General features: G+C 33.8%; 27 protein-coding genes and 1 pseudogene. 10 read left to right on the forward strand and 18 right to left on the reverse strand.

Annotation, left to right across the window (positions count from 1 at the left end; all coding sequences use genetic code 11):
- Positions 1 to 104: 104 nt before the first annotated feature.
- A complete protein-coding gene (locus tag BM012_RS17730) occupies positions 105 to 2,051 on the reverse strand; it encodes a BglG family transcription antiterminator (protein WP_061806033.1) in 1,947 nt (648 codons plus the stop codon).
- A gap of 564 nt (positions 2,052 to 2,615) precedes the next feature.
- Here BM012_RS17730 and BM012_RS17735 point away from each other — a divergent pair.
- Together BM012_RS17735 and BM012_RS17740 are read left to right on the forward strand one after the other, a co-directional pair.
- On the forward strand, positions 2,616 to 2,924 hold the full coding sequence (locus BM012_RS17735; RefSeq protein WP_061806032.1) for a four-helix bundle copper-binding protein: 309 nt from the start codon (positions 2,616 to 2,618) through the stop codon (positions 2,922 to 2,924).
- Positions 2,925 to 3,158: 234 nt separating this feature from the next.
- The gene (locus tag BM012_RS17740) at positions 3,159 to 3,743 is read left to right on the forward strand and encodes a cysteine hydrolase family protein (protein ID WP_061806031.1); all 585 of its coding nucleotides are present in this window, start codon (positions 3,159 to 3,161) and stop codon (positions 3,741 to 3,743) included.
- A 147-nt stretch (positions 3,744 to 3,890) separates the two neighbouring features.
- Here the strand turns inward: BM012_RS17740 and BM012_RS17745 are convergent, their stop codons facing one another.
- On the reverse strand, positions 3,891 to 4,127 hold the full coding sequence (locus tag BM012_RS17745) for a DUF3953 domain-containing protein (RefSeq protein WP_061806030.1): 237 nt from the start codon (positions 4,125 to 4,127) through the stop codon (positions 3,891 to 3,893).
- 495 nt (positions 4,128 to 4,622) lie between these two features.
- On the opposite strand from BM012_RS17745, the gene BM012_RS17750 reads away from it, so the two are divergent.
- Positions 4,623 to 5,237, forward strand: coding sequence for an undecaprenyl-diphosphatase (locus tag BM012_RS17750; protein ID WP_061806029.1), 615 nt, complete (start codon positions 4,623 to 4,625; stop codon positions 5,235 to 5,237).
- A gap of 327 nt (positions 5,238 to 5,564) precedes the next feature.
- Here BM012_RS17750 and BM012_RS17755 read toward each other — a convergent pair whose 3' ends face one another.
- The 6 genes from BM012_RS17755 to BM012_RS17780 form a co-directional block, all read right to left on the reverse strand.
- Positions 5,565 to 5,996: a MarR family winged helix-turn-helix transcriptional regulator gene (locus BM012_RS17755; protein WP_061806028.1), complete on the reverse strand. Its 432-nt coding sequence runs from the start codon at positions 5,994 to 5,996 to the stop codon at positions 5,565 to 5,567.
- Between the two features lie 280 nt (positions 5,997 to 6,276).
- Complete coding sequence (locus BM012_RS17760; protein WP_061806027.1) at positions 6,277 to 7,290, reverse strand: DUF3231 family protein; 1,014 nt, start codon at positions 7,288 to 7,290, stop codon at positions 6,277 to 6,279.
- Between the two features lie 303 nt (positions 7,291 to 7,593).
- On the reverse strand, positions 7,594 to 8,073 hold the full coding sequence (locus BM012_RS17765; protein ID WP_061806026.1) for a hypothetical protein: 480 nt from the start codon (positions 8,071 to 8,073) through the stop codon (positions 7,594 to 7,596).
- A gap of 255 nt (positions 8,074 to 8,328) precedes the next feature.
- Entirely contained in the window at positions 8,329 to 9,315 is a 987-nt protein-coding gene (locus tag BM012_RS17770) for a proline dehydrogenase family protein (protein WP_061806025.1), read from the reverse strand.
- Between the two features lie 308 nt (positions 9,316 to 9,623).
- Positions 9,624 to 10,472, reverse strand: coding sequence for an STAS domain-containing protein (locus tag BM012_RS17775; protein ID WP_061806024.1), 849 nt, complete (start codon positions 10,470 to 10,472; stop codon positions 9,624 to 9,626).
- Between the two features lie 214 nt (positions 10,473 to 10,686).
- The gene (locus BM012_RS17780) at positions 10,687 to 11,583 is read right to left on the reverse strand and encodes an HAD family hydrolase (protein WP_061806023.1); all 897 of its coding nucleotides are present in this window, start codon (positions 11,581 to 11,583) and stop codon (positions 10,687 to 10,689) included.
- 200 nt (positions 11,584 to 11,783) lie between these two features.
- Here BM012_RS17780 and BM012_RS17785 point away from each other — a divergent pair, with 200 nt between their 5' ends.
- A complete protein-coding gene (locus tag BM012_RS17785) occupies positions 11,784 to 12,122 on the forward strand; it encodes a cupin domain-containing protein (protein ID WP_061806022.1) in 339 nt (112 codons plus the stop codon).
- A gap of 115 nt (positions 12,123 to 12,237) precedes the next feature.
- On the opposite strand, the gene BM012_RS17790 is transcribed toward BM012_RS17785, so the two are convergent.
- Positions 12,238 to 12,819, reverse strand: a complete 582-nt coding sequence (locus BM012_RS17790) for a GNAT family N-acetyltransferase (protein ID WP_061806021.1) — start codon at positions 12,817 to 12,819, stop codon at positions 12,238 to 12,240.
- A gap of 444 nt (positions 12,820 to 13,263) precedes the next feature.
- On the opposite strand from BM012_RS17790, the gene BM012_RS17795 reads away from it, so the two are divergent.
- On the forward strand, positions 13,264 to 14,529 hold the full coding sequence (locus tag BM012_RS17795; protein ID WP_061806020.1) for a Y-family DNA polymerase: 1,266 nt from the start codon (positions 13,264 to 13,266) through the stop codon (positions 14,527 to 14,529).
- A 491-nt stretch (positions 14,530 to 15,020) separates the two neighbouring features.
- Here BM012_RS17795 and BM012_RS17800 read toward each other — a convergent pair whose 3' ends face one another.
- The 3 genes from BM012_RS17800 to BM012_RS17805 form a co-directional block, all read right to left on the reverse strand.
- Entirely contained in the window at positions 15,021 to 15,935 is a 915-nt protein-coding gene (locus tag BM012_RS17800) for an NADP-dependent oxidoreductase (protein WP_061806019.1), read from the reverse strand.
- Positions 15,932 to 16,096, reverse strand: a complete 165-nt coding sequence (locus BM012_RS26510; RefSeq protein ID WP_161939335.1) for a hypothetical protein — start codon at positions 16,094 to 16,096, stop codon at positions 15,932 to 15,934. Before BM012_RS26510 ends, BM012_RS17800 begins: the two co-directional genes overlap by 4 nt.
- A gap of 90 nt (positions 16,097 to 16,186) precedes the next feature.
- Positions 16,187 to 16,525 (reverse strand): VOC family protein, encoded by a 339-nt coding sequence (locus BM012_RS17805; RefSeq protein ID WP_061806018.1) that lies wholly within the window; start codon positions 16,523 to 16,525, stop codon positions 16,187 to 16,189.
- Between the two features lie 243 nt (positions 16,526 to 16,768).
- On the opposite strand from BM012_RS17805, the gene BM012_RS17810 reads away from it, so the two are divergent.
- A complete protein-coding gene (locus tag BM012_RS17810) occupies positions 16,769 to 17,650 on the forward strand; it encodes a LysR family transcriptional regulator (protein ID WP_061806017.1) in 882 nt (293 codons plus the stop codon).
- A 591-nt stretch (positions 17,651 to 18,241) separates the two neighbouring features.
- On the opposite strand, the gene BM012_RS27285 is transcribed toward BM012_RS17810, so the two are convergent.
- Both BM012_RS27285 and BM012_RS17820 read right to left on the reverse strand, forming a co-directional pair.
- Positions 18,242 to 18,457: a DUF6262 family protein gene (locus BM012_RS27285; protein ID WP_407719652.1), complete on the reverse strand. Its 216-nt coding sequence runs from the start codon at positions 18,455 to 18,457 to the stop codon at positions 18,242 to 18,244.
- Positions 18,450 to 18,860, reverse strand: a pseudogene (locus BM012_RS17820) (tyrosine-type recombinase/integrase); the annotation flags it as partial. The pseudogene BM012_RS17820 and the gene BM012_RS27285, both read right to left, overlap by 8 nt.
- Before the next feature lie 257 nt (positions 18,861 to 19,117).
- Between BM012_RS17820 and BM012_RS17825 the strand changes: the two are divergent.
- On the forward strand, positions 19,118 to 20,032 hold the full coding sequence (locus tag BM012_RS17825; RefSeq protein ID WP_061806015.1) for a class I SAM-dependent methyltransferase: 915 nt from the start codon (positions 19,118 to 19,120) through the stop codon (positions 20,030 to 20,032).
- A 154-nt stretch (positions 20,033 to 20,186) separates the two neighbouring features.
- Here the strand turns inward: BM012_RS17825 and BM012_RS17830 are convergent, their stop codons facing one another.
- Positions 20,187 to 21,800, reverse strand: a complete 1,614-nt coding sequence (locus tag BM012_RS17830) for a C40 family peptidase (RefSeq protein WP_061806014.1) — start codon at positions 21,798 to 21,800, stop codon at positions 20,187 to 20,189.
- Positions 21,801 to 22,188: 388 nt separating this feature from the next.
- On the opposite strand from BM012_RS17830, the gene BM012_RS17835 reads away from it, so the two are divergent.
- Complete coding sequence (locus tag BM012_RS17835) at positions 22,189 to 23,013, forward strand: LysR family transcriptional regulator substrate-binding protein (RefSeq protein ID WP_235606209.1); 825 nt, start codon at positions 22,189 to 22,191, stop codon at positions 23,011 to 23,013.
- 116 nt (positions 23,014 to 23,129) lie between these two features.
- Here the strand turns inward: BM012_RS17835 and BM012_RS17840 are convergent, their stop codons facing one another.
- Positions 23,130 to 23,273, reverse strand: coding sequence for an FbpB family small basic protein (locus tag BM012_RS17840; RefSeq protein ID WP_074842864.1), 144 nt, complete (start codon positions 23,271 to 23,273; stop codon positions 23,130 to 23,132).
- Positions 23,274 to 23,358: 85 nt separating this feature from the next.
- A complete protein-coding gene (locus tag BM012_RS17845; protein WP_328586494.1) occupies positions 23,359 to 23,565 on the reverse strand; it encodes a YolD-like family protein in 207 nt (68 codons plus the stop codon).
- Positions 23,566 to 24,071: 506 nt separating this feature from the next.
- Between BM012_RS17845 and BM012_RS17850 the strand changes: the two genes are divergently transcribed.
- On the forward strand, positions 24,072 to 24,614 hold the full coding sequence (locus BM012_RS17850) for a GNAT family N-acetyltransferase (RefSeq protein ID WP_061806012.1): 543 nt from the start codon (positions 24,072 to 24,074) through the stop codon (positions 24,612 to 24,614).
- A 192-nt stretch (positions 24,615 to 24,806) separates the two neighbouring features.
- Here the strand turns inward: BM012_RS17850 and BM012_RS17855 are convergent, their stop codons facing one another.
- Positions 24,807 to 25,568, reverse strand: coding sequence for an MBL fold metallo-hydrolase (locus tag BM012_RS17855; protein ID WP_061806011.1), 762 nt, complete (start codon positions 25,566 to 25,568; stop codon positions 24,807 to 24,809).
- A gap of 118 nt (positions 25,569 to 25,686) precedes the next feature.
- Here BM012_RS17855 and BM012_RS17860 point away from each other — a divergent pair, with 118 nt between their 5' ends.
- Positions 25,687 to 26,100, forward strand: a complete 414-nt coding sequence (locus tag BM012_RS17860) for an Lrp/AsnC family transcriptional regulator (protein ID WP_061806010.1) — start codon at positions 25,687 to 25,689, stop codon at positions 26,098 to 26,100.
- The last annotated feature ends 109 nt before the right edge of the window (positions 26,101 to 26,209 follow it).

The following is a 26,209-nucleotide window of genomic DNA, read 5'->3' on the forward strand; positions in this document are numbered from 1 at the left end:
ATATTAAGATGAATATGACAAAAGTTTCGTTTTTTACCGTAACTTCCAGAAAAATCGACCTTTTACCATAGAAAAAAGTGAGGTATCTTGACCTCACTTTTCGCTTAATTATTCAAATGGGATAAAAACCTCATTATGTTTGTTTCCTTTGTTAGCTTTTGAACAAAAGATGGTTGTTCACTTATAAAAGACAGCTCCTGGAACAGTTGCTTTGTTACCTCTTTCCCATCGCTCTTAACCGCTAACATGAATACAAGTGATACTTTCTCCGTGCCCCACTCGATTGGTTCTTTCAATGTCGCAATGGCAATAGCTGATTCCTTAATAAACTTAGCGTTCGCATGAGGAATAGCAATACCTGATCCAATCGTTGTTGCCGACATTTTTTCTCTTATAATCGCATGTTCTGCATAATCTTTATCAACATAACCTTTACTATGTAAAGCCTGTGCTAACTTTTCAATTAATTGATAGGGATGTTTCACCTCTTGTTGTAAAAATACTAAAAACGGAGTTGTGTAGTTCAACATAACAAAGTCTTTTTCTTCGTTATAATTTATTTGATTCAGTTGCTCTATAAAATCTTCTAGTTTTTTTTCTTCTGTCCACTCTAGTAACGGAGATACAACAAAGTGAGGAATAGAGAGTTTAGGAAGGTCTATTGTAGAAATAATAAGTTCTACATCATGATGTTTCGCTAAGTACGACTCCAAATCTGCTTTTGCTATACACCCTACTACGTGAACATAACGAAATCTCCGTTCAATCTTTGTTCGTAATAACTGCGACATTCCGATTCCCATATGGCAAACAATGATAACTTTTTTAGATTTCTCCTGATGATCCAACCGTTCCATCGCTGCTTCAAAGTGTAAAGTAAGGTATGCTGCTTCCTCTTCCGGAATGTAAACAGCAAGTGTCTCATTCATTTCCTCTAGTATTTGAATAAGCATATCGAACATATACGGATACATTCTTTTTATATCATGAAGCATCGGATTAGAGAGGGAAAGATCATAATGCAAACGATTCAATGTTGTATATAAATGAATATGTAACCCATCAATAAGAACTTGATCCTTACTGAAATCTATTTCGATTAACTGTGACATACGTGTAATCAAATATTGAACAACCTGGGAAAGAATCAGGTTATTTTCAATAAGCTTACTCTCTCCTTCTACTTCCTCCTGATAACGAAGCTTCCCTCCTAGAATATGAGTTGTTAAATAGATCGCTTCTTCTTCTGGAAAACGAATCGCAAAAACCAACTCTAGCTGTTTTAAAAATTCCAACGTTCGTTTATATTCTTTTGTTTCTTTCATTATTTTAATTTCTTGTTCAGAAATTGAAATAGACTGTTTAAGTTTTATTCTCCGTACCATAAGTAACGTATGCATCAATAGACTTTCAAATGTATCATCTGTAAAGAATAAGGAATGTCGTTTTTGTAGCGCTTTCAATTCATTCATAACAAATTCGACTTCATGATATAAAAATTGGTTCTTAATAAATTGATTTGTAAGATCTGAATTACGAATCAAATCTGACAATCTAGCCAAAGCCTTCCTTTTATCCTTTTCACTTCCTTCAATCATCAACCCCACTCGCTGTTTGGAAATGACAGTTAGTCCAAAACGACTTAACCACTTTTTAATGTTATCTAAATCCTTCTTTATAGTAGCCCGATTGACAAAATGCTGAGTAGCCATCTCTTGGGCGGTAACTGACTTTACATTCATTAACAAATTATAAGCAATCTTTAAAATTCTTTCTTCATCTGATTCATACTTTGTACGATTATGAACACGATACAATTTATTAAATAAATCTATCTTTTCAGGTTCTTCAATCTCTAAGTACACCCCTAATCCTGGTTTCCGAACAAGAAGTGCACTCGAATATGCCGCAAGATAAGCCTCAATAGCTTTAAAGTCATTACGAATTGTTTTTTCCGAACAATTCACTCGATCTGCAAGGTCTTGCACCAATACATGTTCATCAGATTCAGATAACAATAAAAACAGAACTTCCTTTTGTCTTGTATTCATTCATTTCACCTATTCCCTATATCCTTTTATTCTCTGTCCCTTATTTCTCCCTATGTTTAAAGGATATTTTGCTTTCTTATAAATACTGCTTTAATTTATATGTATTTATTCGGAACGTTCACCTATATTTATACTATAGGTTATTATCTAAATACCATAACATAATAGTTGATTCTCCCTACTATGGTAAAGATTAAAATACCTTTGTTTTGTAAATAATATAACTTCCTTTTCTATATTGTTTTTAATGAAACCTATTTCTATATACACGATAAAATCCTACATTAATGAGCAAACTATTCAAGGTGTTGTGAGACTTCCAGCTTCTTTAATCCTTATCTTGCTCTAAGCAAAAAAGGATACTGGAGCCCTCTCATATTCTTTTTTGTTTTTACATTGGATAAAGGACATAAACCTAGTTACCATAATATTAATTATCGTACATAAACTACTAAAGAGAACTTTCTAAAATATATAAGTATACTAATCTAACCATTTGGACAGACTACTTATGTATTCCCCTATTCGGATAAAGGAGGAAAAAATGATAGGAGGAACTTTAATATGTCACATGAAAACTATCAATCTATTATTGAAACTCTACATGAATGTATGACTACTTGTAATCACTGTTATGATGCCTGCTTGAAAGAAGAGCATGTTAAAATGATGGCTCAATGTATTCGTTTGGATCGAGAGTGTGCAGATATTTGCGCTTATTTAGAACAAGCTTTAGGAAGAGGTACACCCTTTGTTTCTGAATTAGCTCAAGTATGTGCAGAAATTTGTGAAGCATGTGGGAATGAGTGCAAAAAACACTCTCACGATCATTGTCAAAAATGTGCAGAAGAATGCAAAAAATTAGTTTCATAAGCTAGAGTAATTATATATGCTGAGAGAATTAAGCTAGAAATGGATATAAAACTTCTAAAAACTAGAAAGAACCCCTATTCAAATACTAGGAGTTCTTTCTGATTTTAGCTTTCAATTCATATACTAAATCAATTCACCTAAAACATCTCTTAGGAAGTTCAAATAAAATATTTTTAATCTATCCCTCTAATATAAATGTTAAAATATGTAGAAAAGACTTAAGGAGATTGACACATGAGAGAAAACTTTACTAATACAGCTTTAATAATCATTGATGTTCAAAAAGCTTTTGAATATGAACAATGGGGCCCAAGAAACAACCTGCACGCTGAGGACAATATTAACCTATTATTAAAAACGTGGAGAAAAAGAGAATATCCAATTATACATATTCAGCATTTATCTGATAACGATCAATCCATCTTCCATCCTAGTAAACAAAGTTCAGCTTTTAAAGATAGTGTAGTCCCAGTAAAAGATGAAACCATTTTTAAAAAGAAAGTAAACAGTGCTTTTATAGGAACTAGACTTGAGGAACATTTAAAAGAAAACAACATAAGAAAAGTTGTCATTGTAGGATTAACAACTCCTCATTGTGTATCTACTACTACTCGAATGAGTGGTAATTTAGGATTTGAAACTTACCTAGTATCTGATGCAACGGCTGCATTTGCCATCAAAGGAGCAGACAACACCTATTATTCCGCTGAACAAATCCATAATGTTTCTTTAGCAACTTTAGATAATGAGTTTGCTAAAGTTTTGACAACGGAAGAAGTAATACAAAAGTTAAATTCAATTAAAACAACACAATCATAAGAACTGAATTTTGACTGTTTATGATAACAAAATTCAGTGACTAGGATCTTGATGATTGATAAGCAGGTTAAAGGAGTGGAATCTTTTAGATAACCACTCCTTTTTCTTTTAAGAATTTCACAAACAAATATTTAGCTGTCATAATCACTAATTTAATAAAAACCCTTGTATAGATCCAGATAAGGCAAATAAGGAAACAACAATGCACAAATAACCCCAAAATTCTTTTTTGTTTTTTTGAAGTTCAATGAATCCTGTTACTAATATCAGAGCGCTCAATAGCAACATAGAATATGGCATAAGCTTAAAGCTTTGAGTGAGTAAGCTATATCCAGACAAAATAACAACTATTATGGATAAAAAAACTCTTAGTCCTTTCAACATCTCTGTCCTCCTACCTACATAATCTAGGTTTATCATATCATTTTTAAAATAATCATTTATGCTATAAGAGGATTTTTATTACACTATTGAACTTCTCTATTTTAGAAAAAATGTACTCTATTCTATACCGTGTTAATTCACATAAAGTATCCTCAAAAAAGTTAACAAGGCGCAGATCCTTTATAAAGCACTGGATCTGCGCCCCCTCTTTTTTGCTTTATACAGTTTTTTATACATTGTGGAATATAGAGAGGATTTTACATATAAGTTTTACATTTGAATTCTCTATAAAAAACGCTTTTTAATATGACTTAACTTTAAGAAATAATTAAGAAATAGATAAGAAGCAGTTTAGTTTTCCTTCCTATAATGTTACTACGCTTGCAGAAAGAAAAAATCACCAAGTCAAAAGCTTGGAATGCTCCCCTAATAGGAAGCTGACCATTTTATCTTTCAAGCTAAAAACATGATACCTAAAGGAAGGGATATGAAAAAATGAATATTTCAGAGCTCAATACAAATTTATTTAGAACCATAAATGATTTAGGAAAACACTATACTTACTTAAACTCCCCTATGATTTTTATTGCTGAATATATGGTATATGTATTAGCCTTAGTTGTTCTCCTTTTTTGGTTGACCAAAAATAAAAGAAATAGAATTATGGTTATTTGCGCAACCCTAACATTTATTTCAGCTGAAATCATAGGAAAAATCGCAGGAAAGATTCATTCAAATCATCAGCCGTTTGCAGAGTTATCAAAGGTGAACAAACTCATTGGAAAAGCTATTGATAATTCGTTCCCAAGTGATCACACTATCCTATTTTTCTCGTTTTGCATCTCTTTTTGGTTATGTAGAGGCGGATGGTGGTTTTTATGGGGCATACTAGCTTGCATTGTAGGAATATCACGTATTTGGGTTGGGGTTCATTATCCAGCAGATGTTCTAGTAGGAGCGTTTATAAGCGTACTATCAGCCATTATAACTCAAGCTGTTATTCCTAAATTAAAATTTACTCATAAGTTGTTAGATATCTATGATAGAGGCGAACGTTTAATTCTGTCTCCATTATCTAAATTTAAGAGTACAAGATCAAAAAATTTGTGAGTATGGTGTAAGGACTACTTTCTATCTTTATAAAAAATGAACTTCTTATATTAACAATACAACTTTTTGTGGTAACTGCTGTATCTTGAACAGACATCAAGACCTTTCTTCCTTAGTAATGAGAAATATATTACTGAAAAGGAACGGTTTCATAATGCATAATTTTGTAGATATGTGTTAATAAAATTCTAGTTCACATAAAACATATTCAAAAAAGAAAAAAGCACAATTCCGTTAATTGACAACGAGTTCGTGCTTTTTCTTTCCCTTAGGTCTACCTTCTCGAACGGTGTATAGAAGGCATAGCTAAAGTCATAGTATTAATCATCACGTTCTTTCGAGTTTTATCTTTTTTAACAAATAAATAAAGTCTTCTAATTCCTCATTTGTGAAATCTTCAAATTTCTCATCAAAACATTCATATAGCACTTGTTTCATTTCCTTAGTAAGTTCTATTCCCTTATCCGTCATGGTAACGTATACAATTCTACGATCTGTTGTACTCCGTTCTCGAGTGATTAACCCTTTTTTAATTAATCTGTCACTAACACCTGTAATATGACTTGTTGCTACTTGAAGCTTATTCGAAATTTCCGAAACTGTCATCTTTTGATTATGTTCAAATAAAACTTTTAGCACGTAAAATTCATTTAACGGTATATAATGTTTTACTATAGGTTGGATAGTTGAGCGTTTTCTCTTGATTTGTGTCCTAAAGGTTAATACTAGATCTTTTACAAGTAATTCTCTTTCTTCCACTCTCCATGCTCCTTTGTTAATAATGTAATTAAAATAAGCTTATATATATTATATTAAATATAATGGATTTTTGCACAGATAGATTACTGAATTTGGAATTTGATGATAAATGTCTAGTTGAAAAAGAGAAAATAGTATAATAAAGACAGTATAGAATAGCATAAATTAGAGGAAGTAAAAAAACACAAACTTGTCGTTAATCAACAACGAATTTGTGCTTTTCCTTTTGTCTTAAGTATACTTTTGGGGAATAATGATTTCACAAATAATTCCTAATCGTTCATTCTTTCTTTTTTACAAGTTGCTCTTTATCTAATGTTGTTGGAGGTTGTTCCATCCATTTATTTTTAATCATAATATCAGCCCCGTCCTTAGCATATTGAGCAACTTCAAGAGATAAACGTTCATAATTAATAACCAAGTCCGTTCTTTGACTGGCTGATGCTGCTGTTGCATAATTTCCTGTTCCTGTTGCACTTAACATCCCCATATGAAACATCATTAATTTTCCTGAGAAAGGTGAGGTTGTAGAATCAGTGATAGCAACATCAGGGGAAATAGGCGATTCTATATCGCTATCGAGAAGCAGCTTTGTAAATAGGCGCATATGTTTCCGAGAAATATCTCTTCCCCTTAACATCCAATTTTGAACTTGTTCATGAGGTGAAATTTGAGCAAAACTAAGAAAGAGTTTACTACCAATATGGTTAGAGATACTATTCATATACAAATGGGAAATCTCCACGGCGTTTAATGGACGTTGTTTACTGAATAGAGAAAAACCACTGAAATACTTGTGAGTATCTATGAAATCTGTTTTAGTAGGATATGCAATATAAGGAGCACGGATATATAATCCCTTTTCTAATAATACATCTGTAATTTTATCAAATAAATCAGAGACTTCTTGAAGGCCTTTCAAAAAATAAGTTTTAATATCTTTTCTCGCTCCCATAGAGGTAAAACCGCTATACCCAAGCATCCCTACCCTTGCCATATGAGCTAAATATTGAAGCATAAAAGCATCTGTATATAACCGAGGAGCATTTACATTCACATCTTCATCTGTAAATCCTGTTGGGAGTGGAATCTGTTCCTTTTGGAATAAGGTCGTTAATTCTTCTATATGAGCATAAGAAATATTATAAGCCAATTGAATAAGAGAACGGATATCCTCATCTTCTATTGTTTGAAGGAAATAAGTTAATACGCATTTGGACATACTATCTTGCATATAGTTCGTCCAAATACAAGCTATTTCAGCTGACGTTAGCTGAGTAGGATGTTTCATCATAATCTTAGTACCTCCAAATCATGATTGTTCAAGATATGTATATTCTTTGCAGGTCTCCTCTAAATTATAACGAAGGCCAACCAGAAATGTTCCTTGGCTTTTAGTTTATGAGACTACATTTAGTAAGCCTTCTCTGCTTAATGATAGATACTTTTTTACATATTCATTTCTAGTCCATATCACACTTTTTATAAGACATCATAGTAAAAGCAGTCGATCTCTATTTTTAAAATGAATATAATATTGCCTTTTTGTCAAGGTAATGACAATGATTAGACATAAATCATTGAAATAGAACTATGCTTAGTTCTGCTTTTTTATTTCACTATCTGACTTTAGAGCCTCTTGTATAAAAAATTGATAGGCATAATTAATAATGGCTGTAGCAATTGATAAAATAAATAATTGAAAACGAGTCATGTTTACCATTTTGTAGATTTTTAATTTTTCCGCAATGCTTGTTAAAGGATAAGCAAACATATAATCAAATAAAACATTAAGAAACATATACTGTTTAAAGTTTCCATATGTTAATTTAAAAACCCAAAAGTTCACTATAAAGAATGGCCCAAAAATAAAAGAAATGTCACTTGAAAGTCTTGGAAAAATAGGGGTTTTAACCTTCCACCATGTATAACTTTTAGATAGTTCACTGATTAGAGCAATAACTAACGAACTAAAAGTTAAAACAGGCAAATATCTTTTAAAGGTCAACTTATCAACCTTAAAAAGCGATAACCAAGGTAATAGAAGCACAGCAAGCAACACTGATTTTCCTTTCACTACACAACAACTCCTATTAAAGATAAAAACCTCATTACTATTAAGTTAAACTAGAATTATTCTGTGCAATAAATTAAATTTGATACCCCTAAAAGGATTAGTGAACGATTAACTCATTTGACTTCCTGTTTTTAGGTTGGATGTTCTACACATTTTTAGTGATTATAATGTAACTTTTTAGTACTTACATAAAACAATTACACAACAAAGTAAAAAAGGTTGTGTAATTAACAACCTTTTTTACTCATTCTGCGTTTAATATAGAGACTTATTGCCTTTGTGGGGAGTAATCATATCTGTGAGGGCTACATAGATGTTAGGTGGATATTCAGCAAGTCTGTGACACAAATACAAGTACCACTCTGTTCCGTATGTAAGATACACTCTTGTCTTATAATCTCCCTCCTTTAAACATTTCATTAAATCAGCTCTTACTCCATATAACATTTCAAGTTCTACGTTGTCTTGATTTAAATGGCCTCGTTTTTTTAGTTCTTGAATGATAGATTCATCATGAGTTGCAATAGAGGTGAGATGGTTTTTCTTTATTAATAGCTCAGCAAACTGAAGGTAACGATTATTTAATTCATCTGACCTAGTAATAGCAAGATTAGGTGGCTCTTGATAAGCACCTTTTACTAACCTAATTTTCCCTGGATAATGAAGTAAATCAAGGATGTCATCTTCGGAACGATTCAAATGAACTTGTAGTGTAAGGCCGACATTATCATATTCTCGAGATACCTTTTTATAAATTTCAATGATCCTATCGGTTTTATTTGATTCTTCCATACTAATCATAATGTACAAACTGTATTTCTTTGCTTTCGCAGCCAATTCTCTAAGGTTTTTGAGGGCAATACCAGAATGAACAGACAAGCCTATGTGAGATAAATCAAGAGATATGGTAGATGACATGGATGCTTCCCCTAGACTTTCCATTAAATCCATAAATCTTTCCTTAGCACACTCACATTCCTCAACACTGTCTGTATTTTCCCCTATATATTCAAGAGAAATAGCATAACCTTTGTTTAATAATTCTCTTCCTTCTATGATTCCGTCTTCTTTTGTTTCTCCCGCAACAAACCTTTTGGCTGCACGTTTCAATAAAGGATAAAGTTCTTCAGATTCCTGAATTTTTGTCTTTACTTGTTGATTTCTCGCAATTGATTTTAGAGCCTTAATAACATTACTTTCTTCCTTAGAAAACAAAGTTACAACATCTTCAACTTGCTTCATCTGTAGACACCTCTTCATTCCTTAAAATGTAAGAATACATTCTAAATTTTACCATGAAAAGGTGTATAAACGACATTATTTAATACCTACTCTATACAAGCTCAGTTTACATACAACCGTTAGTGAACCTCTTATATAACGTTCATGTACATAATCTTGATTACTCACACTAAAAAGACCTTATTTATACTAATAAGGTCTTTTTAATCTTTTATTTATTGTAAGATACAAAACTTGCTTATTTAAAGGTTTTCGTTTCTCTAAATTCCCTCTTTATATCCATAGCTCGACTGTATGCAAACAACAGGTTACTGAAGTAAATTTCGTTGAGCTAAAGCTTGATGGATACTGGAAACCACAGATAACTCATCAAAATCGATTCCAATTTGGATGGCAGTTTGAGCAATTTCAGGGCGAATTCCTGAAAGTGTACAGGTCACGCCAATTAACTTTAAAGCCTTGATTAATTGAAAGATTTGGTGGGCCACCATCGTATCGATAATGAGTACTCCAGATAAATCAATTAAAAGATGATTTACTTGTTGATCTGAACATTGCTGTAAAGTATTTTCCATTACCTTCTGAGCACGATCGGTATCAATATCTCCTACAAGAGGGAGAAGAGCGAGCTCTTCACTAAGTGAAATAATCGGGGAACTTAATTCATGAATCATATCCTTTTGAGCAGCTAGACGTTCTTCCGCATATTTATAACTTTCTTCCGAAAAGGCTAGAATCACACGATTAAAGTTTTCAATAATCTTACGGTTCCATCCATTAATCATTTCTTGTGAATAGGTCTCTTTGCTCGTTTTTACAAATTCTTGTATGTAATCTAGATACTGTTCTTGATTATTAAAGAACTCTCGCAATATCAAGTGAGTTGGTGTATGTTGATATTCTTCTTCCCGAGAAGTCTCATAAATCCATTTATTGAAAGTAGATAAAAACTCAGTATCCGAACATGATTCATCAAAAACTCGACAAAAACGTAAATGAAACTCATAGTTTTGATTCTTTACCATCTCAACGACTTCAGGGTCATCAGATGCATACACACCAGATGAATCGTCTTTGTCTAAAGCTTCATACCATTGTTCAGTCAATAAACGTGTTCTTTCTAATAAAAAATGATATAGTTGGTTGTTTTGATACATCTTTAAATACTCTCCTCATTTTATTTCTTTCTAAAAACCTTAAACATGTATTAAGTATATATGTTTTCCCCTATTTTCAACAACTATAAGAGGATAACTTGTAATAAAGGCTCCTCGTTTTTCTTAAGGCTGATAAACTAGCATAGAAAACAACAAAAAGCATAGCTAACGAGGCCATGCTTTTGTCTTCTTTTAAAAAAACTGATGGATTAGGTTATTTATTATCCTTTTTAGAAGTGGTCATCTCTTGATTTGGGTTTTGCAGTCTGAATTGAGAAAGATAGTGATATACTCCATCTTCATCACATGTGAACTCTGTTACATCATCAACAATTTCTTGAATAGAAGCCGGAGCATTCTTCATTGCTACAGCATGGCTAACAAACTGGAACATCGGCAAATCATTGTTACTATCCCCAATAGCAAGAATTTCATCCGCAGCCACTCCAAAATGATTTAACATCTGCTTGATCCCTGTTGCTTTATTTACATTTGCAACCATCACTTCGACATTGTGATTAGAAGAAGTAGAAGTTGTAAAATCTATTTCTTTCTTTAATTCGTTGAGCTCATCTTTCCATTTATTAATATGTTCTTTTGTTCTCGCAAAGAAATAGAACTTCGAAAATTCACTTCCCTCAACGTGATCTTTCCAAGCAATTTCTTCTTTAAGAGCATTCTTGCGTGAAAGCCACTCATTAATTTCAACACTGTCTGGCTTTGGATCTCGAATTTCTTCTTCCACGTATTGCTTATCTTGTTTTAATGTCATACGCTGAGCATCATATGGGAAAAGCTCATAGTACACCTTGTTTTTTCTCGCTTTTTTAATAATTGTTTTTACCAACTCAAGAGAAAGAGAATGTTTAAATACTGCCTCTCCTTCTACATATCCTGCCATACCGTTTGAGGTAATACATCCATCAACTTTAAATCCTTCTGGCACTAATTCTTCTATTTCATCAAAGGCTCTTCCTGTAGCAATAAAAACAAATATTCCTTGAGTCCGCAAGTCATCAATAATTTCCTTTGTTGCCACACTCACCTTATTATAACGATTTAAAATTGTCCCATCCATGTCTAAAAATATTGCTTTAGGTTTCAAAACCATACCTATTCCCCCTATATGTAAAAAAGTTTACCTCGCAAGTATAAGCTTTTCTATTTATAACCTCAAGAAAACCAACCAGATACTGATAGAAATTTAGATTATTCAAGAAGGTAGTTATTGTAAAGTAAGGATCTAAAAGTTATAGTTATAGTATTCATTTCACGTAATTATCTGATCATACTGAAGGGAAAGAGATAACGATGAAAATTAATAAAAAAAATGCAGAACATTACATTTGGGGAGATCAATGCGATGGATGGCATTTAGTAAATCAACAGGATTTAAGTGTTATCCATGAACGTATGCCCCCTAATACCTCTGAAGTACGCCATTATCATACAAAATCTCGACAGTTTTTCTTTGTATTAACTGGAACTGCTACATTGGAAATAAATGGAGTGTTAGAAAATATAACACCACTTGAAGGAGTAGAAGTTCCTTCTCATGTTGCTCACCAAATGATGAATCGCTCTGATGAAGATGTTGAATTTCTTGTTATTTCTCAACCAACAAGCAAAGAAGATAGAGTCCAAATTTAATCTAAGGATACTGTTCCTATATTCAACAATTATTGTTCAGCTAAATTTTAACACAAATTAAGAATTCTAGTATTATATAAAGTAAAAGTTTAGTTCCTATACGGTGTATATTTTTTTACATATTTAGCTTACTTTCTTGCAGTTTATCAAAATCTTGCTTTAACAAAGAATACATATATAAATCATCAAATTTCCCACAAGTGAACTCATAATTCCTCAATAACCCTTCTCTAATAAAGCCGTGTTTTTCTATTAATTTCTGTGAAGGTATATTAGGAGGCTCTACTAAAGCTTCTATCCTTTGAAACTTCAAATATTTAAACCCATATCTTATGACAGCCTCCAATGCCTCACCCGCAATTCCATGGCCCCAATAATCTCTACTTAATTCATAACCAATTTCAGTTCGATAATGCTCGGGAACTCTATTAAGAAAGCCGCAACTCCCAATAACTTTATCTTTTCCTTTAAGAGTAATTCCCCATCTTATTCCAGTTTGTTCATTTAGTATTGATTGATACCATAAGATCTCATTTAAAGCCTCATTGATGGTCTTAAAAGGTGCTAAACCGTAATATTTCATTACTTCTTCATCAGATAGATATTTTAAAATATCGTTTGCATCATCTTTTACAATTTCTCTTAATAGTAGCCTATTTGTTTCAATGAATGGAAAGTTATTAACATCTCTAGTTATATAAATTCCCCCATCTCATATTTATTCTTATCCTCTTCATTATAAGTATTTCTAGACATTTTGCATCTTAATATACAAGTTTACCTTGTTTAGTCGCCATTAGAGAAAAGTTAAGATGTGTTGATATCCATAAAATTCTCATTTATAGTAAGGCAGATTCTCTCTCCTCACATACTATAAACAGATATTACTGAAGAGTAAATAAAACAACCTAGTAATAGATAAGGAATGTCAATACCGTGTTGAATGTTACCTCTTATTATGCTGATAAACTTTAACGTGCACAAATTAGCTACTTAAGAGGATTTTAATTTAAAGTCTAAAAATGGTTATTTTATACTTAACTCTAAGGATTATGGAATATATCCCACTTTTAATATATTGATAAAAGAACGTTTGTTCTTATACAATAGAACAAACGTTCTTTTTCAAGGGGTTGTTTTCATGGATTATATGCAGCTTCTTAACAGAGTTATTATGTGTATTGATATGAAGTCCTTTTTTGCTTCCGTTTCTTGCGTAATACGACGGTTAGATCCTTTAAAAACAAAACTTGCTGTTGTAGGAGATACGAAACGGTCAGGATCTATTGTATTAGCCTCTACGCCGTTATTAAAAAAAGAAGGAATTCAAACAGGAAGTCGCCACCTCGATATTCCCAAGAGGAAGGATATTTATGTGGTAAATCCTTCTATGGAGCGATATGTTAAAGCTTCCAACTATATTTCAAGTCTAGTCTTACAATATGTTGCTCCTGAAGATTTCCATGCATATAGTATTGATGAGTTATTTATTGATGCCACAGCTTCTTTGCATCTATTTGCCCAAACACCAGAGGAATTATCTCATAAAATAATCGATGAGATTTATCAAAAGACGCGGCTGGCAGCCACAATTGGAATTGGTCCGAATCTCTTACTCGCTAAAATTAGTTTGGATCATGAAGCAAAGCATAGCTCAACAGGAGTTGCTTATTGGCGCTATGAAGATATTCCTTTTAAGTTATGGTCTATTCATCCGATGAAGGATTTCTGGGGAATTTCATCCGCTACAGAAAACCAATTAAACAGGTTGGGCATTTATACGATCAAAGAACTAGCCGTATCTTCTAAAGAAATGTTAAAAAAAGAATTTGGTGTCCTAGGGGAAGAACTCCATCAGCATGCTAATGGTGTTGATTATAGTCGTATCTCAGAGATATACATTCCTCGTTCTCGTTCATTCGGGAAGAGTCAAATTTTATTTCGCGATTATACAAACCGAAAAGAAATTGAATTATTGCTATTAGAGCTATTAGATGATATATGCTTTCGCTTACGAATGCATCAAGTAGTCGCTCAAACGGTTCATTTATACATTGGTTATAGCAAACAAACAGGTAGAGGATTTTCAAGACAAAAGAAAATGGTACGAGCCTCCAACTTAAGCCAAGATATTTTCCCCTATTGTTTAAGGATCTTACATCCATATGACAATGGAATGCCCATCCGCTCTATTGGCATTTCATTATCGAATACAAGCATTCAAGAAGAAGAGCAAATGAGCTTGTTTGATGATAGCGATCAACGTGAAAAAGCGTATGCATTAGCCAAAACGACCGATGAGATTCGTCTTTGTTATGGAAAGAATAGTCTTCTTCGCGCTTCAAGCTCTCTCGATTATTCAACCGTTCGTTATCGAAATAGCTTAAGGGGAGGACATAAAGCGTAAAGGAGGATTATACGTTGCAAGATAGAGGAATGAAAAAATGGAGAGCTTTTGTTATCAAGACTTAATTTCACAAAACAAGTGGAAATAAAGATGAAATACATAATAGTCATGTTCAATATGTAGGTTTGTCCTTTCATAGTTTTAACTGTTGAATGACAAGTTGTTTAATTACAAATAAAGTCGTTTAATTTACAATAAAGATGTTTAATTTACAATAAAGATGTTTAAAAAATTCTAGGCATACCATATTCCATTAAAGGGCCAGATTGTTGAACATCAGAGATCAATAGACTCGTTATATAGTTAGGTAAAACTGGAAATGAGATTCCTTTCACCTCAGATTGTAAGCTATTCCACCCTTGTTTAAAAAGTGTAAGGATGAGATTGGGAATAAGCAAAGAATTAAATTAAAAAGTAATAAAAAGAGGCTTCCGCCAAATAATAGGAGAAGCATCTTCTTAAATTACCTAAATCCATTTCCGTAGTACGCTTTAGCCAATTGTAAGAACCACTTTTCCTCGGCCGTGGCCACTTTCGATCTCTCGATGGGCGTCCGCGGCTTGGTGTAGCGGAAATGCCTTCCTGATATAGATCTGCAATTTCCCTTGCGAGTATAGTTCTACTAGCTCAGCCAGCCGATCCACTGATCGCTGGCTGCGTATAGGGCGAACGCCAAGTTCCTCTGCAAGGTCGAACGCAACTATTGTGCCGATTCGGTCTTTGTTTTCGACAAGCTCCAATGATGCGTGCAGAGCATGGTCTCCGGCGGCATCGAAGGCTACGTTCACGCCATTCGGTGCAAGGGAACGGACTCTGTCGACAAGATCGTCTCCATAAGTGACGGGGAACGCACCGAGTGATCGAAGGTAATCGTGGTTGCGTTCACTAGCGGTGCCGATAACAGTTGCTCCCCATGCCTGGGCCAGTTGTACTGCAAATGTACCAACTCCACCAGCTGCAGCGTGAATCAATATGGTGTCTCCCTTGTCAACGCCAAGTTCCTGTAACGCAGTATGAGCGGTTTGACCAGAGGCTGTTATTGCACCAGCCTCCTCCCAAGGCATGTTTTGTGGCTTATGCACAATCTGATCAACACTAACCACCACATATTCTGCATAGCAGGCTAGTAAAGCCCACCCAAGTACTTCACTGCCGACAGAGAAGTCTGTGACTTTATCCCCGACTTGATCAATAATTCCTGCGAACTCGTTACCGAGAATCTGTGGGTACCGCACCTCCAAACCTGGAGGTGCCCAGCCACTACTACGCACCTCCAAGTCGAACGGCTGGATTCCAGCAGCCCTGATCCGGACCCGAACTTGCCCTGCACCAGCATGAGGGTTATCAAATTCCATTACTTTCAAAACATTTGGAGGGCCAGAAGCAGAAATTGCAGCGGCTTTCATGCTATATCCCTCCTTAAGGGGGAGGGGTTCCAGCTCATGGTGGTACGGGATTGAGTATAAATTAGGTAATCGAACTTTTTACCATCCAGACGCGCGAAATTTAAAATCTCTTTTTCTTGTTTGATAGGGTCAAGCGATTGAATCGTCTGATCTTTATTCATAGATAATGTCCCTTCATATTAGTTTAAAATGTAATCCTAGGATTACGAATTAACACGATCTGTTATTGAACGATCATTGAATGTCAACATTCAACTAAGAACCTCTATGGTAAATCCACCCGGGGCTTTAACATAGAATGTCCAGCGATGAGCCCTTTTGGGCGGTTTTACATCAAATCCATCATTCTTCAAGTGCTGATAGATCTCGTTCACCCGTTCCTCGCTTTCCTGCAAAAAACCTATATGAAAGGACTTCGGGTAACTGACCTGAGTACCTTTCATCAATGCAAGCAATAATCCATCTTCGTCTAACAGTACAGCGAATGAATCGCCATGCGTGCTCTTGGTTTGCAGTTCAAAATATTTCTCTAAGAACTCTCGAGCAGCGTCAACGTCAGTGACCGTTAGATTGATATGGTTTAGTTTCAAAGGTTACACTTCCTCTCTATAGTTATGGTCTTTTACTCCCTATATTCACTTTTTAAGAATGCTTTCACAAAACTGGAAGTAGTTAATCAATAATGCTTATAATCAAAACAGGATAATCCTCTAAAATCTTTGCAAGCTTTTATTGCTTACATGTTTTATTCTATAATTAATTATTAATAAATAAAAAGACATATTAATATATCTGTATATATACTCGAGTATATGAATGAAGGAGTGACGGGCATGGAACTGTTGCAACTGCATTATTTTCTAAAAGTCGCGAAGTTAGAGCATATGACGAAGGCTGCACAAGAGCTTCGCATCGCGCAGCCTGCTCTCAGCAAAACCATCGCTAGATTGGAAGAGGATTTGGGTGTACCATTATTTGATCGCAAAGGAAGGAATATTAAACTCAACTCATTCGGAAACGCGTATCTGAAGAAAGTAGAAATGGCACTCATGTTACTTGAAGAGGGCCGAAGAGAAGTTGAAGATCTTGCGGGAATGGAAAGAGGGCGTGTTTTTTTAGCAACAACAACCCATAAATGCTTTTCTGATGTAATAGGTTCTTTTATATCCTTGCACCCTGATGTCAAACTTCAAATCACTCAAGCTTCAGAGAAGGAAAAGGTGCAACAGCTCCGAAATGGAGAAATCGATTTTTGTATCACTTTCCCTCCCATTGAGCAGGCGGGGATAGAGGGATTGTCCTTTCTCACTGAAAAAATCTTACTAGCTGTTCCTCATACACATCGATTTGCTAATCGGAGCAACATAGACTTGAGTGAAGTAGCTGATGATCCTTTTATTTGTATAAAACAAGGGAATCCATTCCGAGAAATGACGGATGAATTTTGTCAAAAAGCAGGATTTACCCCGAATATTATATGTGAAGTTGACGAACATTCTGCAGTAGATTATTTCATCCGGATGGGAATTGGTATTGCATTTATGCCCGAAACCTTAATTAAAAAAATAAAGACGTCATTTCATTTAGTGCAAATCGATAATCCTATTTGTCAGCGTACCTACCAAATCGCATGGCTTGAAGGGCGCTATATGTCCGTGGCGGAACGTAAATTTCGGGAGTTTTTTGTCCAGAGCTTTACTGGATTAAGGAAGTAATAAACCTTTAGTTTAGATTCAAAATTTATCAGCCTAAAGCTCTAAATATTAGGAACCGGAGGTAAAAGGTTGAACTTGGCTGTCTCCTTTCTTAACTTTCAGGCCAATGATGGATTCATACTTTATCATACCTCTTCTTACATAGATTCACTAGTAGCCTCTATCTAGTAGTTGATAAAATTGAAGGTTATTAATAAGAAGTGAAATAATGCTTTTAACATATTAGGACTTTTTTGCAATAACATAAGCAGACATATTTCCCAGAAACTTATTGAACGATTTTCCATTAAAGGGCGCTTTTCTGAAGTAACTAAAGCTTAATCTCTCACTTATAACACCCGAGAAATTAAGCTTTTTATATTTGTATTTCCTTAACGTTGTAAATCTGCGTTTTGCTGGTGGTACCCCTAATAAAATGATGGACTACTATATTTTCTTATATATTTCTGCATATATTACTTTTAATTCCTGACGGAATTGTTTATTTTCACTTTCTAATTTTTTAATACGACGACGAAGCGATGCAATAATAGCTTTCTTGTTGGCATCATTAATCTCTTTCTTCATGTTTTTAGACATGAATACTTGTGTTTATTGTTGTCGTAAGGTTTCCACTTGTTTACGAAGTTGAGGTGTATTATAAAGAGTTGCTTTAGAAATCCCTGCCTCTTTAGATACAGAATTAAAATTAATTGATTGCGATGATTGAATAAGTTGTTGAATAGCTGCCTCTACTTTTTGTTTGGTATCAGCTCTTCGTGCTCTATGAACTGCTTGCAACTGCTCTCTCCGGTTATACTTAGTCATTTTGTCTACCTCGTTTTCGTTTAATGCGTTCTTGTCTCCCAAAGATGATATTACCTTGGCGGAGATTAGTTAAGATACCTTCATATCGATGAAGATTCTTTTCTTGCTTTTCAACCATATCCCTGCGTCCGTACTGCTTGGCAGCTTCAATAGCTTTTGCAGTGGTTTTTACATGTAGTTCATATTTTTGTATATCATACTCTGAAAAACCAATTGCTAAATCCCTACAGAGATTGCCTCCATTGCATGTAAGACAAGGTGGAGCTTCCATATGTGGACAATTACCTTTTAACCGAGCATGACACGTACCATAAGGGTTGTCCATTGCATTAAGTTTATGGTCTATCCATAAAGCTTGTAAGATATCTTCGGGAATATCTGCATCAGGTTGAATTTCTTGTACAGTACTGATGAAAGCTCTGAATTAAAGAAGAAAATGAAATTAAGTGAACTGATTAATATTCAGTTTGTCTAAACAAAAAACTAATTGTTAAAGTAACTTTACACTTATACAATTAATAATTAGAAACCAGAATCCACCAATTGACAAAAAAATCATTTTATGCTATAATTTACAACAACTAAATTAACGTATATAATAGGATTCTCCTGGCCAGGAGAATCCTATTTTTTTGTTCTAAATTGAAGGAGCGGGTTTACATGAAAAAAGATGAATCCAGTTTAACTTCATTGATATCTACTTTTGGCAGAGCTTATCACAGTCAATTTGATACACCTAAAATCTTTGATGACTACCTAGCTAAAGAGTTAATTTCTCAACAAGAATTCAATAACATTAAAGAGAATATGATTCAAGGAATACATTTCTTCAACAAAGATATAGCACATGAACTTAAAGGAAATGCAGAGGGAATTTTAAAATGGATTAACCAAGTTCAACTTTCTCCAACTCCCTTGGCACGTGCTGCATATTGTGAAAAGGTATTACTAAATGAAATAGAGTTAGGGTTAGAACAATATGTCATCCTTGGAGCTGGATTGGATACTTTTTGTTTTAGACATCCAAAGTTGCAACCCCATCTAGAGATATTTGAAATTGATCATCCTTCTACACAGCAATTTAAAAAGGTCCGCTTAAATCAAGCTAAATTTGAGGTTCCGGCTAATCTTCACTTTGTTCCTATGGACTTCACTCAAACGTTCTCTTATCAATCCCTAATAGACGAAGGATTTGGTAATAAAAAAACGTTTTTTAGTCTTCTAGGTGTTTCTTATTATTTAACGAAAGATGAAATTTCAAGCTTAATCAATCATTTATTTGCTGAAGTCCCTGCAGGAAGTTCCATTGTCTTTGATTACGGGGATGAAAACCTTTTTAAAGAAAAAGGTTTCTCCAATAGAGTTAAAAACATGATAAAAATGGCCGAAACAAGCGGAGAACCTATGAAGTCTTGTTTTTCCTATAAGGAATTAGAGCATATGTTAGAAAAATCACGGTTACTTATTTATGAACATTTATCTCCCTCTCAGATTCATGAGCTTTATTTTTCCAAACGAGGAGATTACTTATCAGCTTTTGAAACGATTCATTTTCTTCACGCTGTGAAAAGGTAAATCATCTATAAAACAAATAATGTATCTATACGAACATGAACTTAAAAGGCTCCTTTGCATATTGAGAGCAAAGGAGCTTTTTTTGTTAAAGATGATATTTTGAAATAGATCTCTACTTTATAAGAGAAATTTCATTTAAAGCTACACCGAAGAGTTATCCTTCGACGTTGAGACGTCTAGCACTATAATAAATAGGATTCCAATAAGAACTCACTTGATAATTTGTAATTCGAACCCCTTCAGTTCTTGAAACAACAGCTATTTGTCCATTTCCAACATAGATAGCGGGAATGATGCTGCTAGATTTGAAGAATACAAGATCTCCTGGTCGCAAATCTTCTTCTTTTACTTCTTTTCCTTCTTGAAGCATGTTTTTCCCATAACGAGGTAAATTAATGCCTATTTGTTTATAAACATATTGAACAAATCCACTAGTATCAAATCCTTCAGGTGATGTACCTCCTGATTTGTAAGGAACATTTAGAAGATCTATCGCTTCTTTAACAGCTGGGATATCCTTAGGGATGACTAGATTTCTCACTCTTCTAATACCAGCGAATTTTTCTGTGTAGAAATTATACGATAAGTAATTGATTCTCACCTCTGCTGAGCCTGTTCTTGAAGCATGAATCATTTGATTATTTCCTGCATATATTCCCACATGAGAAATGCCTGGACGATGTGTATTTTGGAAGAATACGAGATCACCTACTTCAATGTCTTCCTTTTTAACAGGTGTACCTAGCTCCCACTGTTGTTCAGGTGCTCCAGGTAAGTAAATGCCAAGCGCTTTTTCATACACATATTTTGTAAATCCAGAACAATCGAAACCACTTGGTGTTTTACCACTTTCAACGTAAGGGGCTCCCATATATTTTAAGGCCTCACTGATTAGTGGATCTTCACGATCAATATTCCGAACCTCTGTTATTCGTTTAGCTCCATAAAAACGGCTATTCCAATAAGAAGAATCTTCAAAATCAATTATAGTTATGCCTTTTGTAGACGAACTATAAATCATTCTTCCCTTTCCTACATAAAAAGCTGTTGTTGTAATATCTCCTGTATCGGAATTTTTAAAGAAAAGAACGTCGCCAGGCTGAAGATTTTCCTTTGATATGTTTTCTCCTAAACTCCATTGTTCACTAGAGTTATCCGGAATTTTGAGATGCAGAGCTTGTTCAAATACATACTGAACAAATCTTGCCGAATTAAAACCTTCCTCAGGTGTCTTCCCATTGCTTGAATAATCAACTCCAATGTACTTCATCGCTTCTTTTAAGAGCGGGGATTCAACTTGATAAAGATTGTTAGAATCAAGTCGTTTAGCTCCGATATATCTATTAGAGTAGTAGCTTCCCTCTGTTAACTCAGCTTTTATAACCCCTTTTGAGACGGAACTAATGATTATTTCATTATTACCATTATAAATGCCAACACTTGTGACGTTTTCTGTATTTTCCCCTTTAAAAAAGACAAGATCACCAGACTGGAGATTTCCCTTTTCTACATCTTTACCAAGCTCGAATTGTTCTCTTGGATACAGGGGTAACTCCACACCTTTAGCTTCTTTAAAAACATATTGAACTAACCCACCCGTGCTGAATCCTTGATTGGGTTCTTGCCCATCTGTAAGATAAGAAACACCCAAATACTTTTGAGCTGTTTCTGAAACACTTTGTTCTTCATTCGCAAAGGCTGCATTGGGGAGGAAAATAAATAGAAAAAAGATGCCTAGAAATAAATATGCATGAAACCATTTTGACAAATCTCTCACTCCTTCGTTTTTTACCTCTCCATTATTCCGTCAATCACATTTGGATACAATAGTTAAAATCTCCTGTTTTTTGTAAATCAGTTAATGTAAGTGCTCTTCAGGAAGACAATTACCTATAAGTGATTATCCCCAATACAAGTAGAAGAAAGAATATAATGACCTATAGACTGAATTTATCGATAGTGAAAAGAGTTGATTTCATTTGAATTTTGTAGGGACAGGTACCCTTTTATAGAATGAATAGAAATATCTAATACTCTTTGTAATGTAACATTATTAAATTTCACAGTTAAACTAAAGCTGTCATACCAATCATTATCACCTGTCACTTTTGCCAGGATGATAAGTTTTTCTTTCCTAACATAATAACGAACAATATTTGAAGGGAGGTTATAAGCCAACCTATATCTTCATTTTTGAAATATTTATCTTTTATAAACTTTCCCGTTCTTCTAAAATACGACTAAACAATACCCTCATAAAAAAGCAGGCTATCCAGCTTTCTTTGGACAACCTGCTTTTTACGAATATTTATCCTCACTTAAATAATACAATTAAGCAGAGAGCTGCAGCAATAAATGGATTAGAAGTTGGAGTAGTAAGAGTAGGCTCATTTACTAGTGTTGCCACTCAATGGTTGCCCTATATCATAAAAGAGTTCCAAGATGATTATGCAAGTATTGAAGTGAAATTACTTGAAGGGGATTATTCTACATTAGAAAAGTGGATTTCAACAGGCATAATTGATTGTAGTTTCCTTGTTTCACCTTCATCTAAGTCTTTTGAATTTCAACCGTTGAAAAAAGATAAAATGGTTTGTATTCTGTCAGACGAGCACCCTCTTCATAGACAAGATAAAATCTCTTTTGAACAAATAGAAAGAGAACCCCTCATCATGCCTAAAGAATCTTGGGATAATGAGACACGTCAGATTTTCCGGGAAAATAACATCAAGCCCAAAGTGAAATTTGAAGTTTCCGATGATCAAGCAATTATGGCAATGGTGCAAAACAATTTAGGTATTAGTGTCCGCCCAGAAATGACGCTAACTCATATTCCTGATAATGTTCATGTTGCTAAGTTAGAGAAAGATTGTTTTCGGCTTATCGGTATTGCTGCTAAGCCCAACAGTTCTCCCGCAACTAAAACATTTATCAAGTATGTTTATTCATGGATAGAAGAACATCATTTTTTAGATATTTGATTTTATAGATACTAATAGTTGTACTTCTTCTTAGTAGAGGAACCTAACGTTTTTACCCTATTTTTCTTAGCTGTATTAATAGAATAAATGAAGTGAAAAGCAGGATCACTACGTCCTTAATATTTATTTAAAAATTCATGACGTTTTTCAATACGCTTTTCAATCCTTTCTAAAGCTTGCTTATCTTGAAGTAATGCTTCCCTGTTTTCTTTTACTAATTCTTTAAACGTCTTTTTATTTTGAAGTTGTCTATTTATCATCTCAGTCTCCTTATGTTTTATAGAAAATGCTTATGAAATCATAACTTTAGGCTTACCTATTTTATTAGCCTCATAAAGATAAAAATTAACAAATTTCCTTTATTTCAGATAAAGAAATAGAATAGATTTGCTGATTTTTATCTTTTATAAAAAGGGTTTGTTGATACAAGTCTAGCTGATGAACCTCCCCTTTACATGTTTGTAGGAGTCCATTTCTACAATAAATAACTGTAAGTGAATGTTTGCTCGTAAGTTTTTTTAAAAACATCTCTTTCTCTCCTTTTTGTTGCATTAGTCATTAGCCTTTTGTTCCTCAGTCCCTTTAAACAAATTATATTTTTAATAGCCCTTTTTATCATTGGACTGTATGTAAGCTTTTTCTAAGAATTCTTTCTACATTGTGACTAAAACACTTAAAAAATAAGAACGAATATTTTCTAAGAATAGACAATTTCATGAGGAATAAAGATTGACCAAAAGGCTATATTCTTTATAGTTAAAAGAGCTCTTTTCTTTCTACACCTATATGTTTTATTAATAAGCTGTATTACTTTTTCTATTACGAGTAGTTTTCAATTGCGCATAAAAAATAAGTTATGAAAGCACAAAATACAAAGAAAATTCTAAATAATGATTCTTCAGCGTAATTAATTGCATTTCTAGTATGTCTGTGTAAAAATAGGCATTTCGAAAAGGGTTTATTTTTCTGGATAGTTAGACAAAAAAAGCGAAGAAGAAATTACTTACATCGAATGTAGAATAGCAATACTAAAGTTGGAAATACAGGAGTTGATATAGATGATTACAGCTAAGAAAAACATAGTGAAGTTTAAAGCAAAAGATGGACGTGAGGTGACTATTCGTCCTGCGCAAGCAAGTGATGCAGAGCACATTACAACAGCAGTCAGAGAAATTATTGAAGCTGGGGAATTCATTCAAAAAGATGAACCACGTACAATTCAAGAAGAGCAAAATTTCATTGCGGAAGTAGAAAAGAACAATCATATGTACGTTGTAGCTGAAGTAGAAGGTGAAGTGCTAGGTATTGCTCGTGTTCTAAGAGGCGAAATTAAGATGAAGCGTCATACAGGTCTCTTCCGTACATGGCTAATTTCTAAAGCACAAGGAATGGGAATTGGCAAACAATTTATGAACTATACACTAAATTGGTGTAAAGAAAATAATCTTCATAAATTATCCTTAACCGTTTTTGCTTCTAATGAAGTAGCATATCAATTATATAAAAAAGTTGGGTTTGAACAAGAAGGTATTATGAAAGAACAAGCTTATTTTCATAATGAATATGTAGATGAAATTTATATGTCTATCTTCTTTTCCTAAATGAAACAGACCTATTTTAATCAATTTATAAAGAAGACCCTTATGTTAAGGGTCTTCTGGCTATTTAGGAAGAAAATTGAGTAAAAAAGTCTTTTAATGCCCTATAGTTTTCTTTTTCAATTGTTTCATAGAAACGTCGAACTAATTCTTTATTTGCTTGGACTGACGTTTTTATTTCTTCTTCCCCTTGTCTTAAAAGATGTATTCTCCTCCATCCTCTGGAACTTCAACACGAGAAGCCATACCTTTATCTTGAATAAAGCTGTGTAAATCTTCACGAGACAATCCCCAGTGGTTGACAGCTTCCATGTGAACGACAACAATTTGAGCGTTCGGTGCTGCTTTGTATACTTCGTAGATATCCTCTTTCCCCATAACAAGAGAACCACCTTTAAAGAATTGATTGTCTCCCCCGTTGACTACGATGATCTCTGGATTATGCTTATCAATCTCTTCTTGAACTGCGTCATACCATACTGTATCTCCTGCTACATATAATGTTTTCTCGCTTGAATGTTTAAAAACAACTCCACATACTAAACCTGCAAGCTTTAAAATTTCTCCTCTTCCATGCTCGCCTTTTGTTTTGACTAATTGAATACCTTCAAAAACTGTATCCTCTGTTAACACCTCTATATTTTGAAAACCATCATTTTTAACTTCTTTCGCATCTTCTTCATTTTGAACAAACATTTTAATGTCTTTCGGAAGCACTTCTTTTGCCGCTTCATCAAAGTGATCTGAATGAAGGTGAGTCAAAATAACTGCATCAATTCCATTTATAATGCTGTCAACAGATGTTGGTAAGCTTACTAAAGGATTATTTTGATCTTGTCTTGGTGAATTTGGGAAAGGAGGGTATGTTCCTTTCTCAGCTAACATTGGATCAATTAAGAATTTTTTATTTGCATATTCTACAACTAATGTTGCATTTCGAATGTGTTTAATATTCATGGTTACTAACTCCTTTTTTTTAATATACGGATAGTTTATACTAGGAACACATAGCGAATACAGGGATAAAATCAAGTCTTTTGGCCGTTTCACTTGATTTTTGAAAGGATTTGAATACATGTTAGATCATACAGATATGCGTATATTAGAAGAACTATCCAAGAACAGCCGCATCAAGATGAAAGAGTTAGGTGAGAAAGTTCATTTGACAGGACAAGCAGCTGCTTCTAGAGTAGCTAAATTAGAGGATAGCGATGTGATTGAAGGATATACCATCAAAGTGAATGAAGTGAAAATGGGATACTTTGTGCATGCATTAATTAATATTTTTACTAAAGATACTCATCATCAACCATATTTCTCTTTTGTAAAGAAGCAAGAAAAATATGTGATCAACAATTATAAAATTAGCGGAGATGGTTGTTATCTTCTTGAATGTAAATTCTCATCCAATGAATCATTAGATCAGTTTCTTATCGAATTAAACAAACATGTTAACTATAAATTATCAATTATTGTTAACAACCAATAGGATCTTTATGACTACGGATTTTTTTGCTAAGAAGAGAAAATGAAGGTATATTCGAAGAAATACGAGGTATCAAGACTTCTTTAGTACATAAGCTATAATCTAAAAAATT

Source organism: Priestia endophytica DSM 13796 (genome assembly GCF_900115845.1).
Lineage (GTDB): Bacteria > Bacillota > Bacilli > Bacillales > Bacillaceae_H > Bacillus_I > Bacillus_I endophytica.